The 15814-nt window shown below is 51.7% G+C and carries 16 protein-coding genes; 6 read left to right on the forward strand and 10 right to left on the reverse strand.

Annotated elements, in window-relative coordinates; all coding sequences use genetic code 11:
- Window positions 1-31: 31 nt before the first annotated feature.
- From GQY55_RS13385 to GQY55_RS13400, 4 genes are all read right to left on the reverse strand, one after another.
- Complete coding sequence (locus tag GQY55_RS13385; RefSeq protein WP_160042099.1) at window positions 32-595, reverse strand: nitroreductase family protein; 564 nt, start codon at window positions 593-595, stop codon at window positions 32-34.
- Window positions 596-630: 35 nt separating this feature from the next.
- Window positions 631-1095, reverse strand: a complete 465-nt coding sequence (gene lspA / locus GQY55_RS13390; RefSeq protein WP_160042101.1) for a signal peptidase II — start codon at window positions 1093-1095, stop codon at window positions 631-633.
- A gap of 78 nt (window positions 1096-1173) precedes the next feature.
- Window positions 1174-1434, reverse strand: a complete 261-nt coding sequence (locus GQY55_RS13395; RefSeq protein WP_160042103.1) for a metal-sensitive transcriptional regulator — start codon at window positions 1432-1434, stop codon at window positions 1174-1176.
- A gap of 51 nt (window positions 1435-1485) precedes the next feature.
- Window positions 1486-1752: a hypothetical protein gene (locus tag GQY55_RS13400; RefSeq protein WP_160042105.1), complete on the reverse strand. Its 267-nt coding sequence runs from the start codon at window positions 1750-1752 to the stop codon at window positions 1486-1488.
- Between the two features lie 215 nt (window positions 1753-1967).
- On the opposite strand from GQY55_RS13400, the gene GQY55_RS13405 reads away from it, so the two are divergent.
- The gene (locus tag GQY55_RS13405) at window positions 1968-3200 is read left to right on the forward strand and encodes an aminopeptidase (protein WP_160042107.1); all 1233 of its coding nucleotides are present in this window, start codon (window positions 1968-1970) and stop codon (window positions 3198-3200) included.
- Between the two features lie 199 nt (window positions 3201-3399).
- Window positions 3400-4629 carry an aminopeptidase gene (locus tag GQY55_RS13410; RefSeq protein WP_160042109.1) on the forward strand — a complete coding sequence of 410 codons (1230 nt, stop codon included), beginning with the start codon at window positions 3400-3402 and terminating at the stop codon, window positions 4627-4629.
- 151 nt (window positions 4630-4780) lie between these two features.
- Here GQY55_RS13410 and GQY55_RS13415 read toward each other — a convergent pair whose 3' ends face one another.
- Genes GQY55_RS13415 through GQY55_RS13425 form a run of 3 tightly spaced genes read right to left on the reverse strand, consistent with a single transcriptional unit; the run spans window position 4781 to window position 7318 of the window.
- Window positions 4781-5674 (reverse strand): hypothetical protein, encoded by an 894-nt coding sequence (locus tag GQY55_RS13415; protein ID WP_160042111.1) that lies wholly within the window; start codon window positions 5672-5674, stop codon window positions 4781-4783.
- A gap of 11 nt (window positions 5675-5685) precedes the next feature.
- Window positions 5686-6378: an AlkZ-related protein gene (locus tag GQY55_RS13420; protein ID WP_160042113.1), complete on the reverse strand. Its 693-nt coding sequence runs from the start codon at window positions 6376-6378 to the stop codon at window positions 5686-5688.
- Window positions 6371-7318 (reverse strand): helix-turn-helix transcriptional regulator, encoded by a 948-nt coding sequence (locus tag GQY55_RS13425; protein WP_236575597.1) that lies wholly within the window; start codon window positions 7316-7318, stop codon window positions 6371-6373. The genes GQY55_RS13420 and GQY55_RS13425 overlap by 8 nt, the downstream gene beginning before the upstream one ends.
- Before the next feature lie 293 nt (window positions 7319-7611).
- Between GQY55_RS13425 and GQY55_RS13430 the strand changes: the two genes are divergently transcribed.
- Complete coding sequence (locus GQY55_RS13430; protein WP_160042117.1) at window positions 7612-8085, forward strand: zinc ribbon domain-containing protein; 474 nt, start codon at window positions 7612-7614, stop codon at window positions 8083-8085.
- Window positions 8086-8169: 84 nt separating this feature from the next.
- Here the strand turns inward: GQY55_RS13430 and GQY55_RS13435 are convergent, their stop codons facing one another.
- Both GQY55_RS13435 and GQY55_RS13440 read right to left on the reverse strand, forming a co-directional pair.
- Window positions 8170-9174 carry an aldose 1-epimerase gene (locus tag GQY55_RS13435; RefSeq protein ID WP_160042119.1) on the reverse strand — a complete coding sequence of 335 codons (1005 nt, stop codon included), beginning with the start codon at window positions 9172-9174 and terminating at the stop codon, window positions 8170-8172.
- Between the two features lie 129 nt (window positions 9175-9303).
- Entirely contained in the window at window positions 9304-11610 is a 2307-nt protein-coding gene (locus tag GQY55_RS13440; protein WP_160042121.1) for a histidine kinase, read from the reverse strand.
- Window positions 11611-11986: 376 nt separating this feature from the next.
- Between GQY55_RS13440 and GQY55_RS13445 the strand changes: the two genes are divergently transcribed.
- The 3 genes from GQY55_RS13445 to GQY55_RS13455 all read left to right on the forward strand — a co-directional run bounded on the left by GQY55_RS13445 (window position 11987) and on the right by GQY55_RS13455 (window position 14513).
- Window positions 11987-12574 carry an RNA polymerase sigma factor gene (locus GQY55_RS13445; RefSeq protein WP_160042123.1) on the forward strand — a complete coding sequence of 196 codons (588 nt, stop codon included), beginning with the start codon at window positions 11987-11989 and terminating at the stop codon, window positions 12572-12574.
- Entirely contained in the window at window positions 12555-13370 is an 816-nt protein-coding gene (locus GQY55_RS13450; protein ID WP_160042125.1) for a hypothetical protein, read from the forward strand. Before GQY55_RS13445 ends, GQY55_RS13450 begins: the two co-directional genes overlap by 20 nt.
- 174 nt (window positions 13371-13544) lie before the next feature.
- Window positions 13545-14513: a CAP domain-containing protein gene (locus GQY55_RS13455; protein WP_373309100.1), complete on the forward strand. Its 969-nt coding sequence runs from the start codon at window positions 13545-13547 to the stop codon at window positions 14511-14513.
- A 139-nt stretch (window positions 14514-14652) separates the two neighbouring features.
- Here GQY55_RS13455 and GQY55_RS13460 read toward each other — a convergent pair whose 3' ends face one another.
- Entirely contained in the window at window positions 14653-15792 is a 1140-nt protein-coding gene (locus GQY55_RS13460) for a toxic anion resistance protein (RefSeq protein ID WP_160042127.1), read from the reverse strand.
- Window positions 15793-15814 lie beyond the last annotated feature (22 nt).

Raw genomic sequence — 15814 nt, forward strand, 5'->3', positions numbered from 1 at the left:
AAAACTCCCGCTCAGACGGGAGCCATCAATTTCAAAACCTCGGCTTGTACACCGTAAACTTCTCCTCCGCAGGCGTTCTCGGCTGCCCCTTCGGCGCTTCATGGAAAAATCCGAGGTGCAGAAATCCCGCGATTTTTTCGTCCGGTCCGACTCCGAGAACTTCTTTGACGTTCGGATCGTAAATATGCGGATTCGTTTTCCAAACGGTACCGAGCCCGCGCTCCCAAGCAAGCAGCTGAAAATTTTGAATCATCGAGCCGACCGCCCCGTAATCCTCTTCACGTTCCTTCGGATTGCCGCTGTCCGCCATGACGACGATCAAATAAGCGGCAGGTTCGTTAAAATATTTGACGCGGTATTCAAACATTTCATCGGGATAATGCTGCGCCATTTCGATGGCAAAAAACGGTTTCGCTTCGGTCGGCACAAAAATAAACCTCCACGGCTCGCGAAGCTTGTGCGTCGGTGCATATACCGCGTCATTCAGCAGTTCGAGCACCAGTTCCTGCGGGATTGGATCGTCCTTATAACCCGTTTTTACCGATCGTCTTTCCCTGATGATTTGGGCAAGCTGCGTTTTTTTCACCTGTTCCATCCGTAATTCCTCTACCTCTCCACTTCAAGTAAACGTCATTTAAAAGAATAGCTGCGTTTGTCCTGCCAGCTGCGGATCAGCATGCCGACGATCAGGAGAATTACGCCTGCGTTGATCGCCAGATCGGCGATGTTCATAATGCCCGAACCGGAACCCCATACGATAAAATCGGTTACTTTCCCGAATATGAGCCGGTCCAGTGCATTCCCGAGCGCCCCTCCGGCAATAAAGCCGGCCGCAAGCTCCAAAACCCATCCGCGGATGGCTCCATTGACTCGATAGTAGATCAGCGCTGCTACCACCACGACCGCAAGGTACGCAAACCATTTGCCGTAACCTTGAAATGAACTGAAGGCGGCGCCGCTATTTTGATAATATTCAAAATGAAGGTACGGTGCAAGGACATTCCGCTGTTCTCCAACGAACATATGAACGCGAATCCACCATTTCGAGCCTTGATCGATCAGCAATACGATGAGTGCCAACATGTAAAAAGCCATCGAACCCCTCCTTAAGGTCTACCAGGGAAAGTTTCGGGATGATATAAGCTCCCCTTCCTTGCCCGGGATGATAGCCGGTTAACGGCTTTTAATCAAAAGCTCTACCGCTTCCTTCACCAGATTGCCGGTTTCATTTCCTTTGGCTTGCTCCATCAGAATGCATTGCTCCAGATTGGTCGCGACGATGTACGCCATCGCTTTATCGGTTGCGCTCCGAACGGCGGACAGCTGGGCGATGACTTCCTTGCAGTCTTTTCCTTCTTCCATCATGCCGAGCACTCCGCGGATTTGGCCTTCAAGCCGCTTTAAGCGCCGGACAACGTTATCATCGTAATTCATGTCAAACCATCCTTTCTTGAGCGAGTTTACGAATGACGCGCCGCAGGTCCTTTATTGTTCCATCGAATCCATCGCCGCATCCACAAGCGCGTCGAACAAGTCGTCGTCTTCCTCAAGCAGCTCGTCTGCTTTGAGAAATTCCTCTTCAATCCCGGAATCCCCGGCAAAATTCAAGCTGTAATCCCACTCTTTGCCGTTTTTGCTGAAAAGCGTAATTTCGTATTGCGATTGATGGCCCGCGAGCGTAAACGTCACGTGACCCAGGTAGTGTTTTTCATCGTCCTGCGCCATGTCTGCTTTCATGATTTGATATTCCATATAAGCTGGTCTCCTTTATAAACTAATCCATGTCTCTATAGTATACCATACACGGTATGCTTTCCATCCAGAGCGAACATGTTTTCAATATGTCATCCGATTTAGTACAATAATAAAACCATCGCTCGAGTCGGCGGACTCGGGAGGGTGGCAAACGAAGTTTCATTCCAACGAAATCGCGGGGCACGATGAAACATATTGGAGGGTATAAGACCATGGCAAACTTTCAGGAAAATTTGAACAAATATGCCGATCTGGCCGTCAGAGTCGGCGTCAACGTCCAAAAAGGACAAATCCTTGTGGTGAACGCTCCGGTGGAATCGGCGGAATTCGTGCGCATGATTACCGAAAAAGCGTATCAGGCGGGAGCCAGCGAAGTCCGCGTCAACTGGAACGATGAAAAAATTACGCGCCTGAAATACGAGCATGCCGCCGATGAAGTATTTTCGGAAGCGCCGAAATGGTATGCCGGGGAAATGACCGAGCTTGTGGAAAAAGGAGCGGCCGTCCTGCACGTGCTCGCGGAAAATCCCGATCTGTTAAAGGGAATTAAACAGGAGCGGATTGCCGCCAGCCAAAAAGCGAGAGGCCAAGCGATGACCAAATACCGCGCGTACCAGCAAGCGGATAAATTCAGCTGGTGCCTGATCGCGGTTCCGTCGCCGGCATGGGCCGACAAAGTGTTCCCGGACGCGCCGCAGGAAGAACGCGTGCAAAAGTTGTGGGACGCTATTTTCCATACGGTGCGGGTCGACCAGGACAATCCGGTCGAGGCATGGACCGAGCATCTGCAGACGTTGGATCAAAAATCCAAAATCCTCAACGAAAAGAAATACAAAAAACTGCATTACATAGCGCCAGGGACCGACCTGACGATCGAACTTCCCGAAGGGCATATTTGGGCCGCCGGCGAAAGCTTTAACGAAAATGGCCACAGCTTTGTAGCCAACATGCCGACCGAGGAAGTGTTTACCGCTCCGCTGAAAACCGGCGTCAACGGCTACGTCAGCAGCACGAAACCGCTCAGCTACGGCGGCAATATCATCGACCGCTTCACCATCACGTTCGAGAACGGAAAAATCGTAAAGGTCGAAGCGGAACAAGGCCAGCAGGTGCTTGAACATCTCGTGGAAATGGACGAAGGCGCCCGTTACCTTGGCGAAGTTGCGCTCGTGCCGCACCAATCGCCGATTTCGGAGTCCAACATTTTGTACTTCAATACGCTGTTCGACGAAAATGCTTCCAACCATCTGGCGATCGGCAGCGCTTATGCCTTCTGTCTGGAGGGCGGTAAAGACATGACGCAGGAGCAGCTTGCCGAGCGCGGCCTGAACACCAGCGTCACGCACGTCGATTTCATGATCGGCTCCGGCGAAATGGACATTTTCGGCGTCACGGCGGATGGAAAAGAAGAGCCTGTATTTAAAAAGGGAAACTGGGCATTTTAAGTTTTGTCTCCAAAAGCCATCAATGCTTTAACCGCATACGATGTCAACCTTGGAGCCAGCTGGAGTCTTTCCTGCAGAAGCGGGAAAGGCTCCATTTCGCGTACATACGAATAATCGTTTCAACAAGTTTTAGTTTTATTTGACCTGTGGTTGATTTACAATAGAAAAATAACCCATCGTTTCGAAGGAGGATTCCGACATGCTAACGTTTGAACAAAAACTAAACAATTACGCCGAGCTTGCGGTCAAGATCGGAGCGAATGTGCAGCCCGGACAGACTTTGGTCGTCAGCGCCGCCATCGACGCAGCCGAGCTTGTCCGTCTGATCGTCAAAAAAGCCTATGAGGCCGGAGCGAACTTCGTCAAAGTCAATTACACCGACGAAGTGGTTACGCGCCTTAGATATGATCTGGCCCCGGATGAATCCTTCCTGATTCCCCCTGCCGCACAAGCGCGGGAGTGGACCGAGCTTGCCGAGCAGAATGCTGCGTTTTTGACCGTCATTTCCGCCAATCCCGATTTGCTGAAAGGCGTGGATCCCGAGCGTATTGCTAACAACCAGCGGACCTTCGGTCAAGCCATGGCCAAATACCGCCAATATCAACAGGCTGATAAAATGAGCTGGACGGGCATCGCCTTCCCTTCGCCGGACTGGGCGGAGAAAGTATTCCCGGGCCTGCCGCAGGAAGAAGCGGTTGCCAAGCTGTGGGATGCCATCTTCCATGCCGTGCGCGCAGACCAGGAGGATCCGATCGCCGCGTGGCACAAACATATCGAAACGCTGCAATCCAAATCGGATGAGCTGAACGGCAAAAAATACCACAAGCTTCATTTCGTCGCACCGGGCACGGATTTGACCATTGAGCTGCCTGAGGGACATATTTGGGCGCAAGCCGGCAGTTTGAACGAAAAAGGAACCCCGTTCGTGGCGAATATTCCAACCGAAGAGGTGTTTACGGCACCATTGAAGACCGGCGTCAACGGCTATGTCAGCAGCACCAAGCCGCTCAGCTACGGCGGCAATATCATCGACCGCTTCAAGCTGACGTTCGAAAACGGAAAAATCGTGGATTTTACGGCGGAGGAAGGACAGGATACGTTGGAGCGCCTGATCGGCATGGACGAAGGCTCCCGTTATCTTGGCGAAGTGGCGCTTGTACCGTACCATTCTCCGATTTCCCAAAGCAATATTTTGTTCCTGACCACCCTGTTCGACGAAAACGCGTCCTGCCATCTCGCGATCGGCAGCTCCTATGCCTTTAACCTGGAAGGCGGCAAGACGATGTCGGCCGAAGAGCTGGCCGCTCACGGCATGAATGCGAGCATCACGCACGTCGACTTCATGTTTGGGTCTCCGGAAATGAGCATCACGGGCATCACCCGCGACGGCAAGGAAGAGCCGATTTTCATCAACGGCGATTGGGCCTAAAATACCCCCGGGAGCTGTGCTCCGAAACCGATTCAAGTGCTCTGCGGGGAACAAATAAAATAATTTCAATCATGTTAAGCCAAAGCAAAGCCGGGAAGCAATTTCCCGGCTTTGCTCATATGGCGAACCTGAGGCGAACCCTATGGCGAACCTATTCCAGCCGTCCGTATGCCTTAAGCGTCACCAAACGATCCACCGTGACCAGCCCTCTCCATTCCGCTTCGTTCCCGCCGCTCAGCGCAGAAAAGTTCATATCCCATCCCCCGTCTTCCTGCTGCCGCTCGATCAGGACGTCGAGATGCCGTCCGATATCTTCCTCTGAAATCCACTTCCTAGCGTAACTATCCGGGCTTGGAGCCCAATCCAGCACGGTGTGCACATACCCTGATGCATTCGGGTCCAGCTCGATTGTTCCCGGCACCTGAAGCCACTCATCCACCTTTCTTAGCTCGGCTTCCGCCCGCCGCCGATTCGGCACATGCTCCAGAAACGTAATGCATTGAATGAGATCATGGTAATCCGACGGGTCCGCCAATGGGATCCGGCTCCATACAAAATCGGTGCTGCGGGAAAACCATGCGTCTTCTTCGCCTGGAAGAGGCTCTGCCTTCAACTTATGCAGCAACCCCAATATTCTCCCCGTCGGATTCAACGATCCGTGCGAATCGTCCGCCGTATTCCACCAAGGAGCATGGGGGTATTCATTCACGTCGATTTTCGCCCGAGGAAAACCTCCCCCGTCTCTCTCGGTATCTTTCAGAAATTTTCGGATCCCTCGAAGGATACCCGGATCCGCCGCCCCGATTTCATCCAGGATCGCCAAAGCGCATTCTACGGCGACGGGCTGGCTGTATGGCGTGCGGATGTCCGGCTCGAGCGCGCTTCCGAATCCGCCGTCGTCGTTTTGGTAAGAACGGAGCGCATTCAGGACGAAATCGGCAGAACCTTGCTCGAATTGGTATGCAAATCTTCTGCGGTCAAGCAATCTGGCGTTGGCGTAAACGAACTCCCGGGCCTTCATGAACTTCGTTCGGGTCAGTTTCATTCGAAATCCTCCTAACATTGGAATATTTTTTCGAAATACGCGAGGGTTTTGCCGCTGCATCTTTCCCGCAGCCTCCGCATGAGCTCGGCCCGCGCATCTTGCTTCGACAAACTGCTTTCCTTGATTCCGTTTTGGCGCATCCAGTTTGCTGCCGTTTCATAGGCAGTGCTGCTCCAACCGTTTTTCTCTCCGGCGGCATTGACCTTTGCCTTTACCCCGGAGATGACGATAAACATCGCATCCTGCTGCTCGATGACGGCCTGATCGAATGCTTTTTTGTCTTCCTTCCCCTTCATAAACGCCCGTTCGCGCAGCACTCTGGTGTCAATGCCTTGCTCGATTTCGATCAGCTGGTACAGCTCCCAAGCCGTTCTGGACAACAAGCCGTCCTTAAAGCAGGTTTCCGCGTTTTGCCCCAAACGCAGGGCATCATATACGAGCGGAAACCACTCGGGCGAAACCAGAACCGCTTTTTTCTTCATGAACTTGCCGTATGCGGCTTTTCCTTCCGCCGGAAAACGTACCCTCCACCTCCAAGGGTCCTGCTCCGTATCGCTGTGCCAGTTAGCCCGCGGGGTTACGCTTTCGAGCGACGGGTAATCCGGGATCAAACTTGCCAGCGGCAGAATCCCAAGCCGTCCTATAAGCTCTGCGGCTTCATCAAAGCTGGTGATCATGGTTCCGTGTGGCGTATGGTCATTCATGGAACACCTCTCCTTTTTCTTCATCGTCGTAATGTTTGCGAAGTTCTTCCGCCCGGGCGCGAATTTCGGCCCGCAGGTGTTCCGGCACGATGACTCGCGCTTCCCGCCCTAACGAAAAAAACAACCCGATCACCCATTCCCATTCCCTTTCAGGCAGGTGAAAATCCGCGATCCAGCGGTCGTCATCCATCTGCTCGATGCATTCGCCGATATGCTCGTCCCTTTCAACCCGAAGCATCCCTCTGTAAGTTAACTCCGCGCGAATACGAACGGTGCTTTCAGAGTTTTGGGGCCTGCTTGCATTCCGGGGTTTCGCATCATCGGACGGCGTATCCGCCTCCGCTATGTCACCGATCCGGTCGATCCGCAGCCTCCGGTTCTCCCCATGCGTGCGGGAAAAGCAGTCGCAGTACCAGAAGCCGTGGGCTGCAAAAATTTTAAGCGGCTTGATCAGCAGTTGTCTGCGGTGATTCATGGACTGATAGAACACGGTAATCCATCTCCCACGGGCCGTGAGCTCGAGCAACTTATCCAAGTGCGGAACGCTGTAAACCCGTTTGGGAACCTCCACCTCCATGCTCGACAGCAGCGGATGGATGTTTTGCACCGTCTCCAGCGGAAGCATGCTCCGGATTTTGTCCATAACCGTCCATCGCTCCCCGTTAAAAGGCGTATCCGTATAACCCGTCAACCCCTGCAGCGCAAAAAGCACGCATAACGCTTCCCTGGAGCTGAGCTGGAGCGGAGGCAGCAGAAATCCTTCCATGAGGTAATAACCGCCGCGGGGACCGCTTGCGGCTCCGATCGGCACACCGATCTCGGACAGCGTTTGGATATCGCGCAAAATGGTTCGGCGGGACACCTCCAACTTTTCCGAAAGCGAGGCGGCGGTTTGGCTTCCATGCTGAAGGGCCATGACGATGGCCATTTGGCGTTCCATTTTATTCAATCCATCACCCCGTTTTTCGTTACAGGCCGATTATATCAACCTATTGGTGACAGCTTGGATGTCACCGATTTTTTTTGTATTTCCTTCTTCCCTTCGTCTCGGGTATAATGCCATAAGGCATGTCGAAAGACATACTTATCCATTCTAGATTTCTAAGCAAAACCATAAACTATATTACCATATGTATCCATAAGCAAGAGGGTCAATAAAAGGATTCTTACAAAGCATCATCGGGTATGATCGGCATGGATACGCCAAGCGGATGAAGGAGGAGAAGCCCCGTTATGTCCAACTTTTTAAACAAACTCAAACAGGGTGTGTCGGATGCGGGCAAAAAAGCTCAGCAAACCGTGGAGTCCACGACATTGAAATTTCAGGTAGCGGCCAAAGAAAAAGAAATCGAAAAAAATTACACGGAAATCGGGCGGATCGTATACCGCTCCCTAGAAAGCCAAATCAGCTTCGCTCCCAATGCGGAATACGAAAAATACCGCGAGGCTATCGTCCACCTCGAACAGGAAATCGAAGAGCTGAACCGCAAAATACAGCATCTGCAAAATCTCAAGGAATGCGGCTGCGGAAAAATGCTGCCGGCCGACGCGTCCTACTGTCCGTTCTGCGGACAGCAGTTCCAAACGATCGTGCTGCAGCCGTCTGTCGTTCAAGCCGAAAAAGCTTCTTTTTGCCCCAAATGCGGAGAAGCGGCGGGAGCGTCAGACAACTTCTGCCGCAGCTGCGGATGTCAGTTATCGGAATAACGACGGCGAATCGCCAAACCATTCCAAAACCGCCCTTCCGTAATCGGAAAGGCGGTTTTTTTGCCATATGGCCGTACAGCGGTATTAACGTTTCGACGCGTAAAAAGAGCTGGTTTCTTCCCAGCGCTCGCCGGGCTGAAGGCCGAATAGTCCGATTTCTTCCGCAGGCAAGCCGGGGATGTTCGGCGCGTTGACCAAGTTCGTCTGCGGTTCCGGGCAGAAGAACTTGCCGCCGGCGCCGTTGTTCCAAATCATCCAATGCTTGTAGGAAGTGCCGACATCGTATACAAAGACGTCGCCGGTACGGTTGTCGGTCAGCTCCATCCGGTTGCGGCCGTTTTGCGGGCTTGCCGTGTAATGGTTGTCCATCTCCGCGAAATACGGGCTTACCCCATCGGTCTTCATCCGTTCTTCCTCCGGACTCAGCGGCTGGAACCGTCCCGTCGGCAGCATCCGCTCGTTCATTTCGCGGCGCTCGCCGATCGTCACCTTGAATGTATAGTCCGAAGCGCTGCTGCCGGGTACGAAAGGAGCGTTGATCGCCGTATGGAATGCCAGCAGATTCGGCATGTATTCCTTGCCGTCGTTGACGACCGTCACCTGTTGGTGCAAGCCATCGGCATTTAAGGTGTAGCGGAGAGTTACCGTGAAATCGAACGGGAAATACTGCTTGTACAGATGGCCTTCCCTCACCTTTTGGGAAACGATGACCACGCTTTCAAACTCGTCGCCTTTTATGTAATCTACCGTCCAGGGCAGCTTATGCATATACCCGTGCAGATGGTTGCCCCGGTCGGTTTCGTTCACCGGCAATTCGTAGACTTTGCCCTCCCAGGCGAATTTCCCCCCGTCGTAACGGTTTGGCGGTATCAAAACAGGAATGCCGTAAACGCCCGGGTTTGCCTTGAAATCTTCCATTTCATGCTCTTCAGGCTCCCGCAGGTACTTAAATCCCTTTTCCGTGTCCCGGAACAAGATCAGATTGCCGCCAAGCTCAGGCAGCAGCGCCGCTTCATACGGACCGTGCTTCAGCCAGACGGCGCGTTCGCCGTGAAATTCGCCTTCGTAGGCCGATTGTTGTGTTGTCATGGTTTCCTCCTCTTTCCTCTAGAAATATATCTTATTTTTGCTGGAGATTGGTATCGTCCTGAACTAAATATACCATGCGGAAAGCCCTTCGGGAACGCTTGCATTCACAAATCTTTGCATTTAAGCGGATTACTCCGGATCGGATACCAATAACACGTCCAAATCTCTGGCCAGGCGGATCAGATCCCTAACGGCTTTGCGCCTGCGCAGGACCGGGCCCGATGACGCTGCCTGGCCCATCACGATTTGCGTTGCGTTGACCCCGGTTGCCTGTTCCATGACGATCCGCGGCGTTTCTTTCCACGACTTGCTTTCCAAAATGCCGAATGTTCCACCCAAACGATCCGTTAACATGCGGCAGCAATCGGCCATGGGCTCTTCTTCGCTGCCGTTGCCACGGCCGACGCGAATCCAGTTTACGATAAGGTCCGCCTTAAGCCGGTAAGCGATGCGGAAGCCGCGCCGAATCAACCGCTCTCCGTTCGCACCGGGCAAAATGCAGACGTATATCGTTTCCTCCCTGCGCCACGGCCCGCGCATGGAGAAGCTGCGATCCCGCGATTCCAGCCTTTCGTCGACATCATCGGCGAGCTCCCGCAGCGCAAGCTCTCTTAAAGCGATCAGGTTGCCCGTTTTAAAAAAAGAACCCAGTGCTTGCTCGACTTTGCCCGCCGCATAAATTTTCCCGTCTTTCATCCGTTGGCGCAGCGCTTGCGGCGCGACGTCGATCAATTCGACCTCATCCGCCATGGACAAAATCGAATCCGGGACGGTTTCCCGGACCCGCACGCCGGTAATCTGCGCCACCGCATCGTTCAAGCTTTCCAAATGCTGCACGTTCATGGTCGTGATGACCGATATCCCGCACTCGAGCAGCGCCATCACGTCCTCGTATCTTTTTTGGTTCCGGCTGCCTGGAGCGTTAGTATGCGGAAGCTCGTCGACAAGCGCCAGTTCGGGATTGCGGGCCAGGATGGCATTCAGGTCCATTTCCTTTAAGAGTGTGCCTTTATAGGGAATTTCCGCTGCCGGAATCAGCTGCAGATCTGCGACCTGCGCTGCCGTTTCGGCCCGGCCGTGGGTTTCCAGCCAACCGACGACGACGTCCGTGCCCTTGCGCAAGCTTTCGTTGCCTTCCCTCAGCATCGTGTACGTCTTTCCGACCCCCGGCGCCGCTCCGATATAAATTTTGAAGCGGCCGCGTTTGATCCGACTCACCTTCTTTTCGATTTCCTCCTTGCTGAGCCTGTGATAGGGGCTTTCCTGGTCGTGCCGCTCGCGTTGGGCAGGGAGAAAGCGAGTCTCTCCGCGAGCCGATCGGTCCGCCACCCAAAATATATCGATGCCTCGGGCTCGTCTCAAGATGCCGTCCGTAACGGAGCCCTGCCAAAATTCCTGCCAGCGGGTTTTCTTGGAATGTCCCAGGACGATCCTCGTCACGTTGTTTTCGACGGCATACCGAATGAGCGCATCCGGAAATTGCCTCGATGAACGAAGCGGCAGTTCTTCGATGCCGGCGTCCGTTTTTTTGGCCATCTTATGCAAGGATCGCTTAAAAGCTGCCGCTTCCTTCGATAGCTTGCTTTTTTCCGGAACAAACACGACGACAATCAGATCCCCGTTTAACCGTTTGGCGATTTGCTGCCCTCTGCGGATATAAATCGAGCCGTTCCAATGATATTGCGCCGACACCAAAATCCGCTCCGACGCCCCCGACGGTCCTTGCAGCCCCATCTCCTCGCGGTGTTTTTCGAGCGCTGCATTGACGTCCTCGGCAACGAGTCGCAGCGACAGCTCGCGCAGCACGGTCAAATCCTTGCGGGTAAACAGTCCGGTATCCGGGCTTTGCTCCAAATGCCCTTCCTTGAATCTTGTCATCAGCGTTTCCGGCGAAACGTCGATCAATCGGATTTCGTCCGCCAGTTCCAGCGTCCCGATCGGCACCGTCTCCCGGGCTTCCAGACTCGTCCATTTTCTCGCCACATCCTGAATGCCTTCAATCTCGTACACGTTCAAGGTCGTAATGACGTTAATGCCATGTTCCAGCAACCATTCGATATCTTTCAGCCGATTCGGAAAACGGGCTCCTTTCCGGTTCCGATGCGCCAAACCGTCCACCAGAACAACCTCGGGATAACGCGCCAGCAGACCGTCCAAATTCAGGTCCTTGGTTTCCCTTCCGCGGTCGATCCAGTGAATGCTCGGCACCCGCTCCAAGCCCGTGAGCTGTTTCACGGTTTCCGGCCGCTTCAAAGTGGAAACGGCGCAAATGACGACGTCGATCCCCTTTTCTTTCAACATTTGACCTTCCCGCAGCATGTGGTACGTTTTTCCGCTGCCGCTTACGGCGCCGATCATGATTTTTAACTTGCCTCTTTGAATCTTGCGGATTTCCTCCAAGATCTGTTCCGGCGTTTTCCTTTTATATTCATCCATTCATAAACCCTCCCGCCGTTCAACCTATAAGTGAATCGTAAGCGTGAACGGGCATGCCTGTAAAACGACAAAGGCCTTCCAAAGCCCGATCTTCGCGCAAAATGGGAAGGAAAAGGCTTATTTCCAATAAAAAAGCATATATTTGAAACGTTAACGCTTCAGTACGTTATTTATCTTATTTTTAGACTGTTGTTTCCCATAAAATTTCAAAGTCAAATATTAGGCCAAACGGCCATAAATATTGTAAAATAGAAAGAAGAAAAACCTCCTTCGGCGAATGGGAAGGCACTGCAGCTTGCGTATGAGCAAGTATTTAATTATAGAATCGATCTGGTTGTAAGATATAGAAAGACGGGTTTTCGGGAAGGGGATAACCATGTCCACAATGATTCGGCTCCTCACAACGACGGACTTTAGCGATATCAGTGAGGATTTGCAGGAAGAAATCTATTACGAGTATTACGATTTTGCGTATGGCATGATTTATTACATCGTCAAAGATCACGCGGCGACCGAAGACATCATCCAGGAAGCCTTTATCAAGGTGATCAAAAACAAGCCCGTCTTCGAAAACGAAGGCAAACTCAGAGCCTGGCTGAAGGTCGTGACGAAAAATACGACGATAAATTATTTGCGAAAAAATAAAAACTACCGTAACCAAGTGGATGTTGAAGGTGTTTTTATGTATAAAGAAGACGTTCCCCAGTCACCGATATCGGTCGAAAACACCGTTGAAACGAAACTCATCGAAGAATCCATCATGGAATACCTTCAGCAGTTGAAACCCGAATACCGGGTGTTGATCGAATACCGATGGAAACAGGGGCTAAGTTACAAAGAAATCTCAAGTATGCTGGAGCTGAGCGAAGATGTCGTCAAACAACGTCTATTCAGGGCTCGGGAGAATATTAAGAAAATGTTGTTTAAAGAGTGGGGGATTAAGGATGAAAAGCGAAAAATTTGAAGAATGGTTTGATGTGGCCTTTGACCGCGCTGTATCTTCTTCTTCCCTGACATCCGACGAAAGCAAGCGAGCATCCTGGAAGAAGGTTCAAGCACAGATTGAACAGGTAAACCGCAAGCGAAAACGCAAACGGCGCATGCAGCTTAGCGGGATCGTTGCCGCCTCGTTTATTGCCGGTGCTGTATTTTTCAGTCCGTCCGGCGTAACCAAAGCTCTTTCTCCGATCGTGAAATCCGTCGTGGATTTAGGCAACGGGATGATCGGTATCGTAATCAAAAACGGCGATGTGCCGGCGACCGTCGTGACTCCAAAAACCGAAAAACCGGATACGTACGTTGAACAAGACAACGACGACAACAATTTTTCCCGTCTCGAATGGTCAAAAGTGCAGGATAGTGTCAGCGAACCTCTTAATATGGATGAACTGAAATCGAAATTATCGTTTTCGCTGCCCGCGTTAACGGAAATTCCTGCAAAATACCATTTTGAAAATTATACGTTGTCAAGTCCGTCCGTGAACGGCAAAACGTATGACAAAATTTCTTTGAAATATACCGATGATGAGCAGCATACGTTATGGATCCACCTCATGAATTTGAAGACGTACCAATCGACGATTACGACCGTTCCGAAAGAAACCGAGAAGTTCATGCTGGGCGGTCAGGAGATTTTTTACAGCCCGGGCGTTTACAACAAACTGCTTGGCACTTATCAGACCCAAATCATTCAAATCAGCAGCGATCTGCCTAAGGATGAGATGGTAACCGTCTATAAATCGTTCATGCAAATACCGTAAACCAATCGAATACCCGTCTTTTCGCAAAAGGATCTTCCGATTGAAGCTTTTTTTTGCGATCGGACGGTTCTTTTTTTTGTGCTTGAAGCTCGGCTCGAAAGAGGAATAAATCCAAGCGCTAAGGGAGACCTTAAGGGGGTAATTTTCTATATCTAACCCTCGGAGGTCATATTTATGGTAAAGTATATCGCGCTGGCCGCGCTTATTTTGACGGCAGGCTGCGGCGCATCTAACCACAATGTCACGACAAAACAGGTTTCCCCACAGCCTGCACGAATTTCGACGTATGACCGGACTTCAACGCACAACGGAGTTTCGACGTATGACCGAACTTCAACACACGACGGATTTTCGACGCATAACCGATCCTCAACACATGATGGAATGTCAACGAATGGGACCACACCATCAACGATGAAAACGCATGACCATATGCACGCCCCCGGTTCGATCAGAACGCAGTCATCATCCACGGCGACGTGGCTGACACGGAAAATGACCGCTAAATCAACGAAAGATGGGCTGACGTCCGAACTGCTTGATCTGATCCAGGCTCCTACAGGAGCGCCTGCAAACCAAGCGCCTGCAGGAACTCCCGCAAACCAAATGCCTACAGGGAATCCATTAAATCGGGTACCTGCGGGTAATACCGGATTTCAAGCTCCGACCGGGACGACAGGAAACACCGGAACTCAGGCTCCAACAGGCACCCCTGGAAACACCACAGGCACAACAACGGGCACCGAAGGACAAACACCGGCAAACAGCAAAAACTCCACCCAATATGCGCAGCAGGTGTTGGATCTGGTCAATAAGGAAAGATCCAAAGCCGGATTGGGTTCCTTGAGCATGGACGATCAGTTGTCGAAAATGGCGATGGCCAAAGCGCAGGACATGTACAATAACAATTATTTCGACCATAATTCTCCGACATACGGTTCCCCTTTCGATATGATGAAGCAATACGGAATCAGCTATCAATCGGCAGGAGAAAACATCGCCAAGGGGCAAACAAGTCCGACGCAGGTGATGAACGAATGGATGAACAGCCCGGGACATAAAGCGAATATTCTTAACAAAGGTTATACCAAAATCGGCATCGCTTTTTATAACAACGAATGGGTACAGGAGTTTACCGGTTAGAATCTTATGGATCACCTTTTGCTTCCAAGCATAAAAAAGGGATATAGGCTCTTGATCTGAAAATCAGACAGAGCCTATATCCTTTTTTAATTCCATATAGAGTTCTTCGTTATATCACTTTTTGCCTGGAGTCAAAAAATTATAAGTCCAGCTTGTGGCCCCGCTCCATGCGTGAAATCTGCTTCTCGCCCGTTTCGGCCATTTCGCGGAATTGATTGATGGTTTCGCGCATTTTAGGCAGGGCTTCTTGCTTGTAGGTGCTGATCGAATCGAGCGCGGATAACACGTCCGTAAACGCCTGCTTCAGCGTATCCACCGAAATGCTGGCCTCCAGCGCTTGCTTTTGGATCGCTGCGCCTTGGTTTTTGAGCATGCGGGACGTGCTTGAAATGAGTTCGTTGGTCGTTTGATTCAGCAGCTCGATTTTTTTCAGGACGATTTTTTGGTTGTACAGCGCGGCCGCCACGGTAACGGAGATTTTAAGCGCCGAAATGGTGACGGTTTTTGCCCGGTCCACTCCGCGGATCAATTCTTTGTTGTTCCGGATGACGACTTCGATGGCCATAATCCCCTGCTGGTTTACGACCAGCATCTGCTGCAGGTCCATGATCCGCTGGCGGAGCGGGAACAGCACCTCTTCGGTGATAAAGCGGATTTTGTCCGGGTCTTCGTTGCGGGCTTTCGCCGCTTCAACCTGCGCTTCGATGGAAGCATCCATCATTTCGCCCAGCTGGATTTCCTTCTGCAGCTTTTTCGTCAAATCCCGCAGCGCCTGCTGCTCGATCTCGAGCGTCGTATTGTCGTTTTTGAGCGTTTGCTTCCCTTTATCAAGCGAAACGACGATATCCGCGATAACGCTGTCCGCTTTTTCGAACTTTACAAAATAAGCGCGGAGCGGATTAAACAGCTTGCCGAGCAAGCCCGTTTTCGCAAAATCGATGGCGCTCGGGTCCAAATCCTTCAGCTGCGTATGAAGTTCAGCCAAGCCTTTGGCGACTTGCCCGCCTTCATCCCCCGTCTGGGACAACTTCCCGACCGAAACTTGGAGCATGGTGTTTTTATCGGATGACGTTCTCATCGTATTTAAACCGAACGAGTCGATCGACTGCAAAATTTCCTTTCGCTTCTCCAGCGAGTCCATATCCAGTTCCATAATCGCCGTGACGTTCGAATCCGCGAGTTCCTTCAGCTTTGCGACTTCCTCGGGGACCGGCTTTACCTCTTCCTCAATCACCGCTTTGATTTCTTCCGGGCTTGCGACTTCCATCGAAAATGACATCGTAATCCTCCTTTAGGTACCT

Origin of the sequence: Paenibacillus sp. USDA918EY, assembly GCF_009870825.1 — a bacterium.
GTDB lineage: Bacteria > Bacillota > Bacilli > Paenibacillales > Paenibacillaceae > Paenibacillus_AQ > Paenibacillus_AQ albilobatus.